At 44.9% G+C, this 18763-nt stretch carries 10 protein-coding genes and 1 pseudogene; all 11 read left to right on the top strand.

Features of this window, described 5'->3' with window-relative positions:
- Positions 1–1166: hypothetical protein (locus N4T56_RS22180; protein WP_390904099.1), on the top strand; the 1166-nt coding region annotated here is incomplete at its 5' end.
- Positions 1167–1278: 112 nt separating this feature from the next.
- Complete coding sequence (locus N4T56_RS22175) at positions 1279–2040, top strand: hypothetical protein (protein ID WP_261734719.1); 762 nt, start codon at positions 1279–1281, stop codon at positions 2038–2040.
- Positions 2000–3565, top strand: coding sequence for a beta strand repeat-containing protein (locus N4T56_RS22170; protein ID WP_261734718.1), 1566 nt, complete (start codon positions 2000–2002; stop codon positions 3563–3565). Before N4T56_RS22175 ends, N4T56_RS22170 begins: the two co-directional genes overlap by 41 nt.
- A gap of 41 nt (positions 3566–3606) precedes the next feature.
- Positions 3607–3855, top strand: coding sequence for a hypothetical protein (locus tag N4T56_RS22165; RefSeq protein WP_261734717.1), 249 nt, complete (start codon positions 3607–3609; stop codon positions 3853–3855).
- A gap of 41 nt (positions 3856–3896) precedes the next feature.
- Entirely contained in the window at positions 3897–9095 is a 5199-nt protein-coding gene (locus tag N4T56_RS22160) for a beta strand repeat-containing protein (protein WP_261734716.1), read from the top strand.
- A gap of 631 nt (positions 9096–9726) precedes the next feature.
- Positions 9727–12342, top strand: a complete 2616-nt coding sequence (locus N4T56_RS22615; protein WP_315903082.1) for a beta strand repeat-containing protein — start codon at positions 9727–9729, stop codon at positions 12340–12342.
- Positions 12343–12431: 89 nt separating this feature from the next.
- Positions 12432–14608, top strand: a pseudogene (locus N4T56_RS22145) (type I secretion system permease/ATPase).
- Positions 14605–15987 (top strand): HlyD family type I secretion periplasmic adaptor subunit, encoded by a 1383-nt coding sequence (locus N4T56_RS22140; protein ID WP_261734715.1) that lies wholly within the window; start codon positions 14605–14607, stop codon positions 15985–15987. The pseudogene N4T56_RS22145 and the gene N4T56_RS22140 overlap by 4 nt, the downstream one beginning before the upstream one ends.
- Before the next feature lie 21 nt (positions 15988–16008).
- Positions 16009–17418 carry a TolC family outer membrane protein gene (locus N4T56_RS22135; protein WP_261734714.1) on the top strand — a complete coding sequence of 470 codons (1410 nt, stop codon included), beginning with the start codon at positions 16009–16011 and terminating at the stop codon, positions 17416–17418.
- Positions 17418–18023 carry an OmpA family protein gene (locus N4T56_RS22130; RefSeq protein WP_261734713.1) on the top strand — a complete coding sequence of 202 codons (606 nt, stop codon included), beginning with the start codon at positions 17418–17420 and terminating at the stop codon, positions 18021–18023. Before N4T56_RS22135 ends, N4T56_RS22130 begins: the two co-directional genes overlap by 1 nt.
- Positions 18024–18108: 85 nt before the next feature.
- A complete protein-coding gene (locus N4T56_RS22125; RefSeq protein ID WP_390904141.1) occupies positions 18109–18759 on the top strand; it encodes a transglutaminase-like cysteine peptidase in 651 nt (216 codons plus the stop codon).
- Positions 18760–18763 lie beyond the last annotated feature (4 nt).

The following is an 18763-nucleotide window of genomic DNA, read 5'->3' as shown; positions in this document are numbered from 1 at the left end:
ATAACGCGAATGATCAAGCTGACATCACCGGAACCAGCCAAGATATTCCGACTGGCGGCACGGTTGATTTAGTCCTCACCGATGTCGATGGCAACACCATTGAAATTAACGATGTGGCCGTCAACGCTGACGGCAGCTACGCAGTCGATAACGTTGATATCTCAGCCCTGGTCGACGGTGAAATCACCGTTGTGGCCACCGCCTCTGACAGTAACGGTAATCCGCTCACTGCGAATGATGCTGAAGAGCTCGATGCCACCGCCGGTAACATCACCGTGGACTTGGTCCTTGATAACGCCAATGATCAAGCTGACATCACCGGAACCAGCCAAGATATTCCGACTGGCGGCACGGTTGATTTAGTCCTCACCGATGTCGATGGCAACACCATTGAAATTAACGATGTGGCCGTCAACGCTGACGGCAGCTACGCAGTCGATAACATTGATATCTCAGCCCTGGTCGACGGTGAAATCACCGTTGTGGCCACCGCCTCTGACAGTAACGGTAATCCGCTCACTGCGAATGATGCTGAAGAGCTCGATGCCACCGCCGGTAACATCACCGTGGACTTTATCCTTGATAACGCGAATGATCAAGCTGACATCACCGGAACCAGCCAAGATATTCCGACTGGCGGCACGGTTGATTTAGTCCTCACCGATGTCGATGGCAACACCATTGAAATTAACGATGTGGCCGTCAACGCTGACGGCAGCTACGCAGTCGATAACGTTGATATCTCAGCCCTGGTCGACGGTGAAATCACCGTTGTGGCCACCGCCTCTGACAGTAACGGCAATCCGCTCACTGCGAATGATGCTGAAGAGCTCGATGCCACCGCCGGTAACATCACCGTGGATTTGATCCTTGATAACGCCAATGATCAAGCTGACATCACCGGAACCAGCCAAGATATTCCGACTGGCGGCACGGTTGATTTAGTCCTCACCGATGTCGATGGCAACACCATTGAAATTAACGATGTGGCCGTCAACGCTGACGGCAGCTACGCAGTCGATAACGTTGATATCTCAGCCCTGGTCGACGGTGAAATCACCGTTGTGGCCACCGCCTCTGACAGTAACGGTAATCCGCTCACTGCGAATGATGCTGAAGAGCTCGATGCCACCGCCGGTAACCTAACCGTGGACTTTAGTCCTTGATAACGCCAATGATCAAGCTGACATCACCGGAACCAGCCAAGATATTCCGACTGGCGGCACGGTTGATTTAGTCCTCACCGATGTCGATGGCAACACCATTGAAATTAACGATGTGGCCGTCAACGCTGACGGCAGCTACGCAGTCGATAACGTTGATATCTCAGCCCTGGTCGACGGTGAAATCACCGTTGTGGCCACCGCCTCTGACAGTAACGGTAATCCGCTCACTGCGAATGATGCTGAAGAGCTCGATGCCACCGCCGGTAACATCACCGTGGATTTGATCCTTGATAACGCGAATGATCAAGCTGACATCACCGGAACCAGCCAAGATATTCCGACTGGCGGCACGGTTGATTTAGTCCTCACCGATGTCGATGGCAACACCATTGAAATTAACGATGTGGCCGTCAACGCTGACGGCAGCTACGCAGTCGATAACGTTGATATCTCAGCCCTGGTCGACGGTGAAATCACCGTTGTGGCCACCGCCTCTGACAGTAACGGTAATCCGCTCACTGCGAATGATGCTGAAGAGCTCGATGCCACCGCCGGTAACATCACCGTGGATTTTATCCTTGATAACGCGAATGATCAAGCTGACATCACCGGAACCAGCCAAGATATTCCGACTGGCGGCACGGTTGATTTAGTCCTCACCGATGTCGATGGCAACACCATTGAAATTAACGATGTGGCCGTCAACGCTGACGGCAGCTACGCAGTCGATAACGTTGATATCTCAGCCCTGGTCGACGGTGAAATCACCGTTGTGGCCACCGCCTCTGACAGTAACGGTAATCCGCTCACTGCGAATGATGCTGAAGAGCTCGATGCCACCGCCGGTAACATCACCGTGGACTTTAGTCCTTGATAACGCGAATGATCAAGCTGACATCACTGGAACCAGCCAAGATATTCCGACTGGCGGCACGGTTGATTTAGTCCTCACCGATGTCGATGGCAACACCATTGAAATTAACGATGTGGCCGTCAACGCTGACGGCAGCTACGCAGTCGATAACGTTGATATCTCAGCCCTGGTCGACGGTGAAATCACCGTTGTGGCCACCGCCTCTGACAGTAACGGCAATCCGCTCACTGCGAATGATGCTGAAGAGCTCGATGCCACCGCCGGTAACATCACCGTGGATTTGATCCTTGATAACGCGAATGATCAAGCTGACATCACCGGAACCAGCCAAGATATTCCGACTGGCGGCACGGTTGATTTAGTCCTCACCGATGTCGATGGCAACACCATTGAAATTAACGATGTGGCCGTCAACGCTGACGGCAGCTACGCAGTCGATAACGTTGATATCTCAGCCCTGGTCGACGGTGAAATCACCGTTGTGGCCACCGCCTCTGACAGTAACGGTAATCCGCTCACTGCGAATGATGCTGAAGAGCTCGATGCCACCGCCGGTAACATCACCGTGGACTTGATCCTTGATAACGCGAATGATCAAGCTGACATCACTGGAACCAGCCAAGATATTCCGACTGGCGGCACGGTTGATTTAGTCCTCACCGATGTCGATGGCAACACCATTGAAATTAACGATGTGGCCGTCAACGCTGACGGCAGCTACGCAGTCGATAACGTTGATACCTCAGCCCTGGTCGACGGTGAAATCACCGTTGTGGCCACCGCCTCTGACAGTAACGGCAATCCGCTCACTGCGAATGATGCTGAAGAGCTCGATGCCACCGCCGGTAACATCACCGTGGATTTGATCCTTGATAACGCGAATGATCAAGCTGACATCACCGGAACCAGCCAAGATATTCCGACTGGCGGCACGGTTGATTTAGTCCTCACCGATGTCGATGGCAACACCATTGAAATTAACGATGTGGCCGTCAACGCTGACGGCAGCTACGCAGTCGATAACGTTGATATCTCAGCCCTGGTCGACGGTGAAATCACCGTTGTGGCCACCGCCTCTGACAGTAACGGCAATCCGCTCACTGCGAATGATGCTGAAGAGCTCGATGCCACCGCCGGTAACCTAACCGTGGACTTGATCCCTGATAACGCCAATGATCAAGCTGACATCACCGGAACCAGCCAAGATATTCCGACTGGCGGCACGGTTGATTTAGTCCTCACCGATGTCGATGGCAACACCATTGAAATTAACGATGTGGCCGTCAACGCTGACGGCAGCTACGCAGTCGATAACGTTGATATCTCAGCCCTGGTCGACGGTGAAATCACCGTTGTGGCCACCGCCTCTGACAGTAACGGTAATCCGCTCACTGCGAATGATGCTGAAGAGCTCGATGCCACCGCCGGTAACATCACCGTGGATTTGGTCCTGATAACGCGAATGATCAAGCTGACATCACCGGAACCAGCCAAGATATTCCGACTGGCGGCACGGTTGATTTAGTCCTCACCGATGTCGATGGCAACACCATTGAAATTAACGATGTGGCCGTCAACGCTGACGGCAGCTACGCAGTCGATAACGTTGATATCTCAGCCCTGGTCGACGGTGAAATCACCGTTGTGGCCACCGCCTCTGACAGTAACGGTAATCCGCTCACTGCGAATGATGCTGAAGAGCTCGATGCCACCGCCGGTAACATCACCGTGGACTTGATCCTGATAACGCGAATGATCAAGCTGACATCACTGGAACCAGCCAAGATATTCCGACTGGCGGCACGGTTGATTTAGTCCTCACCGATGTCGATGGCAACACCATTGAAATTAACGATGTGGCCGTCAACGCTGACGGCAGCTACGCAGTCGATAACGTTGATATCTCAGCCCTGGTCGACGGTGAAATCACCGTTGTGGCCACCGCCTCTGACAGTAACGGCAATCCGCTCACTGCGAATGATGCTGAAGAGCTCGATGCCACCGCCGGTAACATCACCGTGGACTTGATCCTTGATAACGCGAATGATCAAGCTGACATCACCGGAACCAGCCAAGATATTCCGACTGGCGGCACGGTTGATTTAGTCCTCACCGATGTCGATGGCAACACCATTGAAATTAACGATGTGGCCGTCAACGCTGACGGCAGCTACGCAGTCGATAACGTTGATATCTCAGCCCTGGTCGACGGTGAAATCACCGTTGTGGCCACCGCCTCTGACAGTAACGGTAATCCGCTCACTGCGAATGATGCTGAAGAGCTCGATGCCACCGCCGGTAACATCACCGTGGATTTGATCCTTGATAACGCGAATGATCAAGCTGACATCACCGGAACCAGCCAAGATATTCCGACTGGCGGCACGGTTGATTTAGTCCTCACCGATGTCGATGGCAACACCATTGAAATTAACGATGTGGCCGTCAACGCTGACGGCAGCTACGCAGTCGATAACATTGATATCTCAGCCCTGGTCGACGGTGAAATCACCGTTGTGGCCACCGCCTCTGACAGTAACGGTAATCCGCTCACTGCGAATGATGCTGAAGAGCTCGATGCCACCGCCGGTAACATCACCGTGGACTTGATCCTTGATAACGCGAATGATCAAGCTGACATCACCGGAACCAGCCAAGATATTCCGACTGGCGGCACGGTTGATTTAGTCCTCACCGATGTCGATGGCAACACCATTGAAATTAACGATGTGGCCGTCAACGCTGACGGCAGCTACGCAGTCGATAACGTTGATATCTCAGCCCTGGTCGACGGTGAAATCACCGTTGTGGCCACCGCCTCTGACAGTAACGGTAATCCGCTCACTGCGAATGATGCTGAAGAGCTCGATGCCACCGCCGGTAACTTAACCGTGGATTTGATCCTTGATAACGCGAATGATCAAGCTGACATCACCGGAACCAGCCAAGATATTCCGACTGGCGGCACGGTTGATTTAGTCCTCACCGATGTCGATGGCAACACCATTGAAATTAACGATGTGGCCGTCAACGCTGACGGCAGCTACGCAGTCGATAACGTTGATATCTCAGCCCTAGTCGACGGTGAAATCACCGTTGTGGCCACCGCCTCTGACAGTAACGGTAATCCGCTCACTGCGGATGATGCTGAAGAGCTCGATGCCACCGCCGGTAACATCACCGTGGATTTGATCCTTGATAACGCCAATGATCAAGCTGACATCACCGGAACCAGCCAAGATATTCCGACTGGCGGCACGGTTGATTTAGTCCTCACCGATGTCGATGGCAACACCATTGAAATTAACGATGTGGCCGTCAACGCTGACGGCAGCTACGCAGTCGATAACGTTGATACCTCAGCCCTGGTCGACGGTGAAATCACCGTTGTGGCCACCGCCTCTGACAGTAACGGCAATCCGCTCACTGCGAATGATGCTGAAGAGCTCGATGCCACCGCCGGTAACATCACCGTGGACTTGATCCTTGATAACGCCAATGATCAAGCTGACATCACCGGAACCAGCCAAGATATTCCGACTGGCGGCACGGTTGATTTAGTCCTCACCGATGTCGATGGCAACACCATTGAAATTAACGATGTGGCCGTCAACGCTGACGGCAGCTACGCAGTCGATAACGTTGATATCTCAGCCCTGGTCGACGGTGAAATCACCGTTGTGGCCACCGCCTCTGACAGTAACGGTAATCCGCTCACTGCGAATGATGCTGAAGAGCTCGATGCCACCGCCGGTAACATCACCGTGGATTTGATCCTTGATAACGCGAATGATCAAGCTGACATCACCGGAACCAGCCAAGATATTCCGACTGGCGGCACGGTTGATTTAGTCCTCACCGATGTCGATGGCAACACCATTGAAATTAACGATGTGGCCGTCAACGCTGACGGCAGCTACGCAGTCGATAACGTTGATATCTCAGCCCTAGTCGACGGTGAAATCACCGTTGTGGCCACCGCCTCTGACAGTAACGGTAATCCGCTCACTGCGGATGATGCTGAAGAGCTCGATGCCACCGCCGGTAACATCACCGTGGATTTGATCCTTGATAACGCCAATGATCAAGCTGACATCACCGGAACCAGCCAAGATATTCCGACTGGCGGCACGGTTGATTTAGTCCTCACCGATGTCGATGGCAACACCATTGAAATTAACGATGTGGCCGTCAACGCTGACGGCAGCTACGCAGTCGATAACGTTGATATCTCAGCCCTGGTCGACGGTGAAATCACCGTTGTGGCCACCGCCTCTGACAGTAACGGTAATCCGCTCACTGCGAATGATGCTGAAGAGCTCGATGCCACCGCCGGTAACCTAACCGTGGACTTTATCCTTGATAACGCGAATGATCAAGCTGACATCACCGGAACCAGCCAAGATATTCCGACTGGCGGCACGGTTGATTTAGTCCTCACCGATGTCGATGGCAACACCATTGAAATTAACGATGTGGCCGTCAACGCTGACGGCAGCTACGCAGTCGATAACATTGATATCTCAGCCCTGGTCGACGGTGAAATCACCGTTGTGGCCACCGCCTCTGACAGTAACGGTAATCCGCTCACTGCGGATGATGCTGAAACTCTAGATACAACACCAGCACCAATGCCTAATATTGAATTTATTGGTATGGGTGATGAAGGTATATACAGTGCGGATGAAATTGGTTCTGATAATTCAGTAACCGCTATTATTACATTGGAAATAGGCACCCAAGTTGGCGACACCTTGATTGTCACTGACGGTAACGGTAATGAATTGTTTAATGGCTCTGTCACGCAAGCAATGCTCGACAGTGGTTTACCTGTGGAAGTCCCTGTGACGACTGGAGCTACCGATGTTGATGTCACCGCGCAAGTGATTGATCAAGCTGGTAACCCATCAACTATTGCTAATGATACTAAACCCATTGATCTTACGGCACCTTCCGCTCTATCAATTATTATTGTTGATGACGGAACACCCGGAGATAGTTGGTTAAATAATAATGAAATAGCTTCCAACGGAAGTGGAATACAAATTAAAGCAGATGTTGAAAATGCTGATTTAGTTGCAGGTGGTTTTGTTTCTATATCTATCACTGTAGATGGAAATGAAGTTTCATTTGATTTAAAACTCGAAAATGGTCAATTGGTTAATCTTGACGGCTCAACGCCTAGCATTGCTTTTGATTATAACAATGGTGAGATCACATGGACTGAAGATGTTCCAGGAGCAGGTGATCAAATCACAGTTGAAATAACACAAACAGATGCCGCAGGTAACGAATCAACAACCGCTACAGATACAGCAACGATAAACAACGTTGATGCTAATGATGATGTCCCTGGTTCTGCATATACTGTAACAACAGGATCTAGTACATCTTGGGTGATTCCACAGTCTGATGGTGAGAACCTAATGACTATTTCAGCTCGTAATGCTGATGGTTCAATGGGCACAGTAAGCTATGAATCAGGTACGAATAAGCTTGGAGTGACAGGCTCGCCAAGAACTTCGGACCAAATTACCGGCCAAATTGAATATGATTCAGCGACTGGAACCTCTGAAGCAATTGTTATTGACTTTAATGGATTAGTAAATCAAGCAACATTCAGTGTTGCAAATTTATTCTCAGACGAAAATGATGGAGAACAAGGCGTTTGGAAGGCTTATTACAACGGTGAACTTGTTGCGACTGAAACATTTAGTACAACATCAAGTAATACCGGTACCTTTACTATCGATACTGGTGACATAGTATTTGATCAATTAGTATTTGAAGCTACGCAAACGATTAATGAGCAAACCAATGGAATCACATTGGCAGACTCGTCAGACTACTTCTTAACGAGTATCACTGCTGCGGGACCTGCAATTATGGGGACTTATCTCGTTGCGGAAGACGGCATATTAACGATTGCAAATGCAACTGAAGGTTTGCTCAACAATGATTCAGATTCACAAGGCAACACCTTTGCGCTAACAGAAGTTAATGACATGGTAGTTACTGACGGACAAGTAATTACACTACCAAGCGGTGCGTTATTAACCATTTACAGTGATGGTACCTATTCATATGACACTAATAACTCATTTGATTCCCTAACAGCTGGGCAACTTGCTACGGATACCTTTACTTACACAGTAACCGATGAATACGGTGCAACTGATACTGCCACAGTAACCATTAATATTGTAGGCGCTAACGATACTGCTACTATCACTGTCGGTAGTGGCGATACCGATGCAGGTATAGTCACTGAAAATGGTGCTACCGATACCGACAACACCACCGTTGAGATGGTCACGGGCAGCTTAACCGTGACCGACGTTGATGCCGGTCAAGCAGTGTTCCAAACACAAACAGATGTCGCTGATGCCAACTACGGTAGCTTCAGTATTGATGCCGATGGTAACTGGACTTACACTTTAAATAATAACCACATTGATGTGCAGTCACTTGCTGAAGGGGAAACCCTTACCCGAGATATCACGGTAACTTCAGCCGATGGCACTGCGACCCATACGGTCACTATTACCATTGTCGGTACAAACTCTACTCCAGAAGCAGCTCCTGATGCGTTAATCACAGTTGAAGGCGAGACGCTCCTATTCACTACCAATGACTTAGTTAATAACGATAGTGATGCTGAAGGCAATAGCTTATCCGTATTCAAATTCGCACCAGGGAATTCAAATAACAATAGTATTGATGCCACTCAAGCAGGAGAAAGTTTCACAACAACTCTGGGCGGCACTATAACTATCAACGCAGACGGAACGTACAGTTACCAAGCTCCTGCAAACCTTGATCACAGTAGTAGCGATACACTAGTTGATAGTTTCTATTATCAAGCAACTGATGGAATAGGAAATTCTGAGTGGACACTAGTGTCAATTGATGTCAATGATACCGCCCCAGTTGCTGTTGATGACACTGATAGCATTGGCTTTGGTGGTTTAGCATATGGCAATGTGATAACGGCAGAGGGTACCGATGGTTCTGGAATCGATACACTAGGGAGTCGACTCTACAACGCTGATTAGTGTTACCTATGACAATGTTGTTTATGACAGCTTTGACAGTGATGGTAACCTCACTATAGACACGGGTAAGGGACAATTAGTTATTAATCAAGATGGTAGCTATAGCTATCTATCAACACAAACTGATACCACTATCAATAGTTTTACATATGATGATTTAAAGAATAATACTGACATAGATTTATATGGATTCAGCGCGACCACAACTTTCGACCTAAGCAACTTAGGTACACCAGGCAGCAATGTTGGCTCTAACAATGGTAATAGCCGTATTGGAGTTTATAATGCTCAAATAAGTGCTGGAGAGGCACTTGTTATCGATTTAGGCTCACCAGCGACAATTAATAGTGTTGATTTGAATCTAGATAATGTCGGCGATTCAGAACAGGTTATTTGGACTACTTATGATGCTAGTGGAAATGTTGTATCTACTGGAACATCAAACAGTAATTCATTAGTTATTGATTCTAGCAGTCCTTTTCAATATATCGTGTTATCTGCTGGTCTGAGTACTAATTATTCTCTTAATTCGTTAACAGCAACATCTATAGGAAACGGAACACCAATAACTGAAGAATTCACTTATCTGCTTGAAGACTCTGATGGTGATCAATCGACGGCTGTTCTAAGTATGTCTCAAGACTCCACACCTATCGCTGCAGATAATACTGCAGAAGTATCAGAGTCCGGTTTAGTTGGCGGTACCCTAGAAGGTACAGGTTCTAATATTGCTACGGGCAATCTATTAGACAACGACTCTGGCATTAGCAGTACTACAGTCATAAGCAGCTTAGGTGGTCAATCACCTGTTGATGGTATTATTACCATTACAACCGCTAACGGTACTCTAACCGTATATACCGATGATACTAATGGCTTCAGAGCGGGCGATTATCAATATGAACTCACAAATTCTAATACTACTAGCGCTGATGTGTTAGAAGAATATAGCTATACCATTGAGAATGACTCTGGGTATAGTAGTGATGCGACATTAACGATATCCATTCATGACGATGTACCTGTTGTTCAAAATATTGAACAAAACCTTCAATCTAGTGCGGATCCAATCACGACTAACCTAACACTGATTTTAGATGTTTCAGGTAGTATGGATAACAGCGCAGGTAATGGAAAAACCTACTTAGAAACCGCTATTGAATCTCTAACCGCATTAATTAATGAAGTGGATGATGCCGGTAATGTTAACGTTCAAATTGTTACCTACTCTAGCAGTGTTACAAATTCTACTTGGTTAATTGACGACATTGACGCAGCGATAAATTATCTTAATGCACTCCAAGCAAATGGAGGCACGTACTATGACATAGCCTTAGAGACTGTTATGGCGGATATAAATCTACCTGACGCAGATCAAAGCTTTGTGTATTTTATTTCTGATGGTGTTCCAACAAATGGCCATGATGTTGATGCCGCGCTTCAAACTCAGTGGCAAACATACCTAGATACTTACTATGACATTGCATTTGGCATTGGTATTGGTAATGCTAGCTTAGATCAAATATTACCTATTTCATATCCTGAAGTGAATGGTGATGAAGAGTATGCGATTAAAGTGAATGATGCCGATGATTTAACCAATACTATTCTCGATTATTTTGAATCTAACGCTATTAGTGGTGGATTAGGTATTCTAGGAACCAGTACAACAGGTGTATTAGTCGGTGCCGATGGCGGAAGTGTAGATCAACTAGTGATAGATGGTGTGACTTACAGCTACGATGCAAATAATCCTATACAAATCATCACCACTGCGTTGGGCGCAACATTTACCGTTGACTTTGTCTCTGGTGAATATAATTACTTTATCGATTCAAGTGAAAATGTACTCAATGAGCAAGAGACATTTGAAGTAACCATTATTGATAATGATGGTGATACTGGTACATTTGATTTAGTGATTAATGTTGATTACCACGCGTCATTAGATGCCAATGTCAATAATATTATTACCAATCAAACAGCTGGAAATAATATCACTATTTCGACTGAATACCTTACACATGGTGATGCAACGACTAGTGATGCTGAAATCACTAGTGTCACTGATGTCAGCGGCAATAATGCATCGCTAAATAATGGCAATGTTACGGTTACCGCTGCAAATGATGGCGATAGTTTCAATTATACTTTGACCGGTAATGGCACTGAAGACAGCGCTAATGTCACGATTGATTATCAAGACTCAACAAAATTAACCGGAACCCACGAAAACGACATTATTATTGCTAACTCAACCGCTACGAGTGCTGTAATGTTAAGCATAAATGCCACAGTCGCTTCAGGAAATACTTACAATAACCAAAATCAATTCGGTTTTGAAGCTGCATTATTAACTGCTGGCTTATCGATCACTCAGATACAAATTAACCTTAATGCAGGAAGTGATTCAAACGCTATTTTCGATATCAGTGATTCCAATCTTGTAAAAGGCTCTAATTCACAAGGTATAGAAGATAGTAACGATGACATTTTTGCCAATATGACGGCAGACAGTGGCACATTTACAGCGACATTTACCGAAGGTGACTTTACAAATGGCGACCAATTCTGGTTCTCAATTGATACAGATAGCCTAGGGGCTGATACTGGTAGTGATTTAGCTTCAGCAGGTGCAACTTTCACGATTACCTTAAGTGATGGTAGTACTCAAACAGGAACTTATATCTCAGATGGAGCGGGTGGCTCAACTGGCGGTATTTACTTTGCCGATGCTATTCTTGATGGTGGTGCTGGTGATGATGTGCTGATTGGTGGCGATGGTAACGACATGCTAATCGGTGGATTAGGCGACGACTTACTCAGCGGCGGTTTGGGAGATGATATATTAAGTGGTGGTGAAGGTAACAATACCTTTGTATGGAATGCCAATGAAAACGGCACTGATACCATGATTGATTTTGACGTCAGTAAAGACAGTCTTGATTTAAGTGACCTATTGGTTAATGAAAACCCGACTAACTTAGACAGTATGCTTAATTTCAGTGAAAATGACGGCACCACTACTATTAATATTGATGCCGATAATGATGGAGTATTTGAGCAACATATCATATTAGATGGAGTAGATTTAACTGATGTATATGGCAGTACTGATAATGGAGTCATTATCAATGGATTGTTAAACGATGGTGCATTAATCGTCGATGGTACCGATACAGCAGCCGAAAGTTTTGCATCAGTAGAACTCCTAGACAATAACCTCGATGGTAGTATTATTCCTTAAATACAACACTTTGTTGACGCTTCGTAGTAATATACGAGCGTCTGCAAACTGTTTAAAATTTAATAATAATTATTAAGGATAAATGATCAGTGCCAACAACTGCGTCTAAAATCAATGAACAATGGACGATTTCGGCCTCCCAAAAGGTAACGGTCGATCCGTTACTAGATAGTCTTGTGTTATTAACCGAACACTTTGGCAGCCCTTGCTCAATCGATTCATTAGCCGCCGGTCTTCCACTCTCAGGCAAGGTTATTACCCCTGAGTTACTGCCACAAGCAGCTGCTAGAGGGGGTTATCCGCAAAATTATCACGTAAAGACTTAAACCAGATCTCAGACATACTCCTACCGTGTATTTTATTATTAAAAGATAAAAAAGCCTGTATTTTAAGAAAAATTGATTTAGATAATGATAAAGTCATGATTCAACTCCCTGAAACGGGTGGTGAAAGCTCTCTCACTATTGAAGAGTTAGAATCTTTATATGTTGGCTATCTATTTTTAGTAAAACAAGATTATCGTGGTGATAAAAGTTTTGATGTTCACCTTCATGACAATAGTACCCATTGGTTGTTACAAAGCATTAAGGACGCTGCTCCTATATATCGAGATGCACTAATTGCATCAATACTGGTGAATTTATTCGCCCTTGTTTCACCGCTCTTCATCATGAATGTGTATGACAAAGTGGTACCAAACCTTGCATTTGAGTCATTATGGGTATTAGCCATTGGCGCCGGAATTGCTTATATTTTCGATTTTATTATGCGTCAATTGAGAAGTTACTTAATTGATGTTGCAGGTAAAAAGGTTGATATCATTGTCTCGTCAAAATTATTTGCTAAAGCCATTGGTATCCCGTTATCAAAACGCTCTCCAAGCGTCGGAGGTATGGCTAGGCAATTAGGTGAATTTGATAGTATCCGCGAATTTTTAACCTCCGCCACAATTACAGCATTAGTCGATCTGCCGTTTGCTTTGTTATTTGTCATTATCATATATATTTTCGCGGGGGATTTAGCGGTTATACCTGTTATTGGCAGTTTAATTATTATTGCCGCTACCCTCTATTTACAGCCAAAACTAAAACAAGCTATTGAAGAAAGTAACCGCTTTGCCAGTTTAAAACATGGGCATTTAATTGAAAGCTTATCGGCATTAGAATCAATCAAAGCCAATGGCGCTGAAGGTTTAGTGCAAAAAAGTTGGCAACAAATGATTGGTCATACTGCAAACTGGCAGCTCAAAACCAAAAAACTGTCAAATTATGTCAGCCATATCGCTAACTTTGTTGTGCAATTGACTGTTGTATTGGTTGTTATTTTGGGTGTATATCGCTTAGCCGATAATGAAATATCAATGGGCGGCATAATCGCTGCAGTTATGCTATCGAGTAGAGCGATAGCCCCCATGGCTCAATTAGCAGGCTTAATAACCCGCGGTAACCATACTGTGAGCTCATTACGTCAACTGAATGCCATCATGGAACAAGAAGATGAATTTGAAGATAAAGGGCATTTAGCCAATAAAGAACGCTTTATGGGAAAAATAGAAGCTGACAGTATCAGTTTCACCTTTCCAGAGTCTGAAAAACCAAGTTTGTACCCTTTATCATTACGAATCGCCCCCGGTGAACGCATTGCTATTATTGGCCGAAATGGATCAGGTAAAAGCACATTGGCCAAACTATTACTGGGATTATATAAACCTTCCCAAGGCAGCCTACGCTTTGATGGCCTCGATATAGGACAAATTCACCCTAGTGACCTCAGACGTAATTTTGGTTACTTACCCCAAGATGTCACCTTATTTCACGGTTCCATTCGTGACAATATTTTATTTGGCTCTCGTCAAGTGACAGAGCATCAATTGATGAGAGCGATTCAACTTTCTGGGGTAAGCTTATTTACCAACCTAGAGTCTGAAGGTTTGGATCAACAAGTTGGTGAAGGTGGATTGGCGCTAAGTCGTGGACAACGACAAACAGTTGCCCTAGCAAGAGCTACACTAAATGACCCTTCGATACTCTTAATGGACGAGCCTACGGCAAGCCTCGATGCCCGAGCGGAAAAACAATTTATTCGCTCTATGCAATTGGTCAGTCGAGATAGAACTTTATTATTGATCACCCACAAAATGCATCTACTCAACTTGGTTGACAGAATCATTGTGCTCGATAAAGGTCACATAGTAGCCGATGGTCCTAAAGATGAAGTCCTTGCTAAGCTCAACTCTGGTGCAATTACTGGAGTTCAGAACTCATGAGTAAACATCTGACAGCTGAAGATTTGGAAATGGTCGATGATGTTTACGGGGCTATGATGACAGATGCCCCAACAGGACATCGACTCATTATATGGTCACTCGCTGCCATGATGCTTTGTTTTGTTATTTGGGCTTATTTTTCTGAATTAGATCAGGTTACTACAGGTGAAGGGAAAGTCATTCCATCATCACAGTTACAAGTCATTCAAAGCTTAGACGGCGGGATCTTGCAAGAGATATTTGTCCAGGAAGGTGTAATGGTTACCAAAGGTCAACCATTAGCACGTATCGATGACACACGTTTTAGATCTGATTTTGGCCAACAAGAACAAGAAGTCTACGGCTTACAAACTAACATTATCCGTATGCGGGCAGAGCTCGACAGCATTGTCATTTCCGACATGTCTGCAGATTGGCGTGAGCAAGTAAAAATTACTAAGCAAGCGCTAATATTTCCTGGCTCAATAATTGAAGCTGAACCAGAATTAGTTAAAAGACAACAACAAGAGTACTCGTTGCGTTTAGATAATCTCAGCAACCAGCTAGAAATTTTAGTTCGTCAAATTCAGCAGCGACAACAAGAAATTGAAGAGCTAGCCTCAAAAATTAATACACTAACCACCAGTTACCAGTTAGTGACTCGCGAACTCGAATTAACCAAGCCACTCGCCCGCAAAGGTATAGTGCCAGAAGTCGAACTACTAAAGCTTGAGCGAACAGTAAATGATATCCAAGGTGAACTGCAATCTCTGCGGTTGTTACGTCCAAAAGTGAAAGCCACAATGGATGAAGCCATCTTAAAGCGCCGTGATGCTGTATTTGTGTACACCACGGATTTACGTGCACAATTAAACGAATTACAAACCAAATTATCTCGCATGAATCAGGCACAAATAGGTGCCTTTGACAAAGTCAGTCGAGCGGTGATTACATCACCTGTCATTGGCACAATTAAAAAGATTTACTTTAATACTTTAGGTGGAGTTGTTCAGCCAGGTGAGCAAATCATTGAGATCGTTCCGTCAGAAGATAAACTATTGATAGAAACTAAAATTACTCCTAAAGATATTGCATTTTTACATCCAGGACTTCCTGCTATAGTGAAAGTCACAGCATATGACTTTACTCGCTACGGCGGTCTCAAAGGTACCGTTGAACATATTAGTGCCGATACCTCACAAGATGAGGAAGGCAATAGTTTTTACATTATCAAAGTAAGAACTGAACAATCGAGTTTATTAAAAGACGATGGCACAGAGATGCCAATAATCCCAGGAATGCTCACTTCGGTGGACGTTATCACAGGGAAAAAATCAATACTTGAGTACATTTTAAATCCAATTTTAAGAGCAAAAGATACCGCTCTTAGAGAGCGCTAAGAAGAACCAGGAGGGTTTTAAATGAGCACTTTTAAAAATCAGCGACCTAAAGTCAGTGCAATTGCACTTACTTTGTCTATGCTGATTGCACCAACAGCATCAAGCCAATCGCTTGAGCAAGCTGTGGCGCATACACTAGACACAAATCCAGATTTACGCATTGCTTTTAACCAATTTAAAGCACGCGAAGAACAGGTAAACCAAGCATCTGCAGGCTACTTGCCTACGGTTGATGTATCTGCAGGCTATGGCTGGGAGCAAACCGACAGCCCTTCAACACGCCGCAAAGCGAGCCAAGGCGATGTTGATGATGATGGCGTCATTGACTTAAACCGTGGTGAAGCAGGCTTTAGCATTAAGCAAATGCTATTTGATGGCTTTTATACTAGCAGCGAAGTTGACCGTTATTCATATGAAGCCAGTGCTGATCAATGGGCATTGTTTGCCGCAGCTGAAGACATGGCGTTAACGGTAACTGAGGTATACCTTGACTATATACGCACTCAGCAAGTGCTAACGCTGTCAGAAAAAAACCTAGAGAGTCATCAAGACATTTACGATCAAATCAAACAACGTACTGATTCTGGTTTAGGTTCAGTGGCAGATTTATCACAAATCACTGGTCGTTTAGCCCGTGCACATGCAAATGTCATCTCAGCAAAAAATAATTTACAAGATGCTAAAGCAGCGTTTGTGCGTATTGTTGAATCTGAACCAGAAAATCTAGTATTACCTGTACCAGATGCAGATATGCTACCTGCAGACTTAAACAAAGGTTTGATGAAAGCTAGAAACGATCATCCTATCCTTAAATCTGCTGAAGGTGACATCAATGCCGCTAAATATGAACGAAATTCAGCTCAGGCAAATTATTTTCCACAGCTCAGTTTAGAACTCGATGGCAACTGGAATAATGATGTTGATGGAGAAGATGGTTACAGCTCACTTAGCAGCCAAAACGTCAATGGTCACAGTAACGATTTAGTCGCTATGGTTCGGGTTAAATACAACTTGTTCTCTGGGGGTAAAGATATCGCTCGCGATAGAGAAACGGCCTATAAAATCAACGAAGCGAAAGAAATCCAACAACGCGCATATCGCCAAGTTGTTGAAGGAATGTCGCTGGCTTGGAATGCCTACGAAATGCTTGCGCCACAAAAACAATTTATTCGCGAGCACGTCATTGCAGCTAAAGAAACCCAGATTGCATATATACAACAATTTAATCTAGGTCAGCGAACACTGCTTGATTTACTCAATACTGAAAACGAGTTATTTGAAGCACGTAAAGATTATCTACAAACTGAATATGATGAAATTGCCGCTCGTTATCGGGTATTAAATGCAGCAGGTAGCTTATTAGATTCTCTAAGAGTCACCCGCCCAGAAGAATGGCGCGGCGAGTATGCCTATGATGGAGGCGTTAAATAATGAAATATTTAGTGATCCTAGTGGCAATGTTCACCACAACAGCATGCTCAATGAATGACATCGTTGAGCTCGACAAGCCAACAAAACAAAACTTTGACCTTACCGACATGGATAGCGATGGTGTTATCACCGCTCGTGAACGCTGTGCAGGTACAATCTTAGGTGCAAGCATAGACAACTATGGTTGTGGCCAAGTAATTGATATTAACCACAGCGAAGAACTAAAGATTTTATTTGCGAATAATTCTGATGTTATCGAACCTCAGTATTATGAAGAAGTAGAAAAAATTGCCAAGCTGATGAAAAAACACCCAAATACTTATGTGGTTATTGAAGGTCATTGCAGTGTTAGAGGCAGTTATGAACTCAACTTAGCGCTTTCTCAAAAACGCGCTAAAGCGGTAACAAAGCTGTTAGAAAACAGTTTTGATATCGATGCTAACCGAATGTCTGCTGTAGGTTACAGTTTTGATAAACCTGTTGATACCAGTGGCACACCAGAGGCTGAAGAGCGTAATCGCCGCGTAATTGCATCTGTAACAGGTGAAAATACCATGTCAGACATGAGATGGAATATCTATACTGTTGACGAACTAGAAGAGTAATTGTCAAAAAAGGTATTAGTCATTGAGTCGTAAAGACGCACATGCCATCGCGACATTTTCTAAAAGGGTCTGCCACAGTATTATTGTGACATCGGCCATTTTAGTTTCGTTGCTATTTGCTGCACCGACTCAAGAGCTAAATCAACAACATATAGTGTCAGCATTAACCAAGCGTTACGGTGATAGAGCTGCACTACGCGCCAATGCTTGGTTTAAAATACTCAATGATGCACAACAGTTGAGCGATATCGAAAAATTAGAGAAGGTAAATTACTTCTTTAATCTTTTTAGATTTGTTGATGACAGCATTCTTTGGGGGGACTCAAATTATTGGGCATCACCAATGGAATTTATTGGCGTGAACGGCGGTGATTGCGAAGACTTTTCAATCGCAAAATACTTCACCCTACTGCAGCTGGGTGTCGCAGAAGATAAACTGCGGATCACCATGGTAAAAGCCACAACGCTCAATCAATACCACATGGTATTAGCATACTACGAACAACCAAACTCAATACCTTTGGTACTCGATAACTTAGATAAAACCATAAAACCAGCGACACAAAGAAGAGACCTTCTACCTGTATACAGTTTTAATGGTAAACAATTATGGTTAAACAAAGAAAAAGGTCGTGGTGTCTTAGCGGGATCATCTTCGCGCCTTGAGAAATGGACAGACCTTAAACTTAGATTAGGTGTAGATCGCTTACGCTTACCCAAACTCAACATGGAGTAGTGAC

The sequence above is a fragment of the Shewanella phaeophyticola genome (genome assembly GCF_025398315.1).
In the GTDB taxonomy this organism is placed as follows: domain Bacteria; phylum Pseudomonadota; class Gammaproteobacteria; order Enterobacterales; family Shewanellaceae; genus Shewanella; species Shewanella phaeophyticola.
This window is presented reverse-complemented; position numbering and strand designations above follow the sequence as displayed.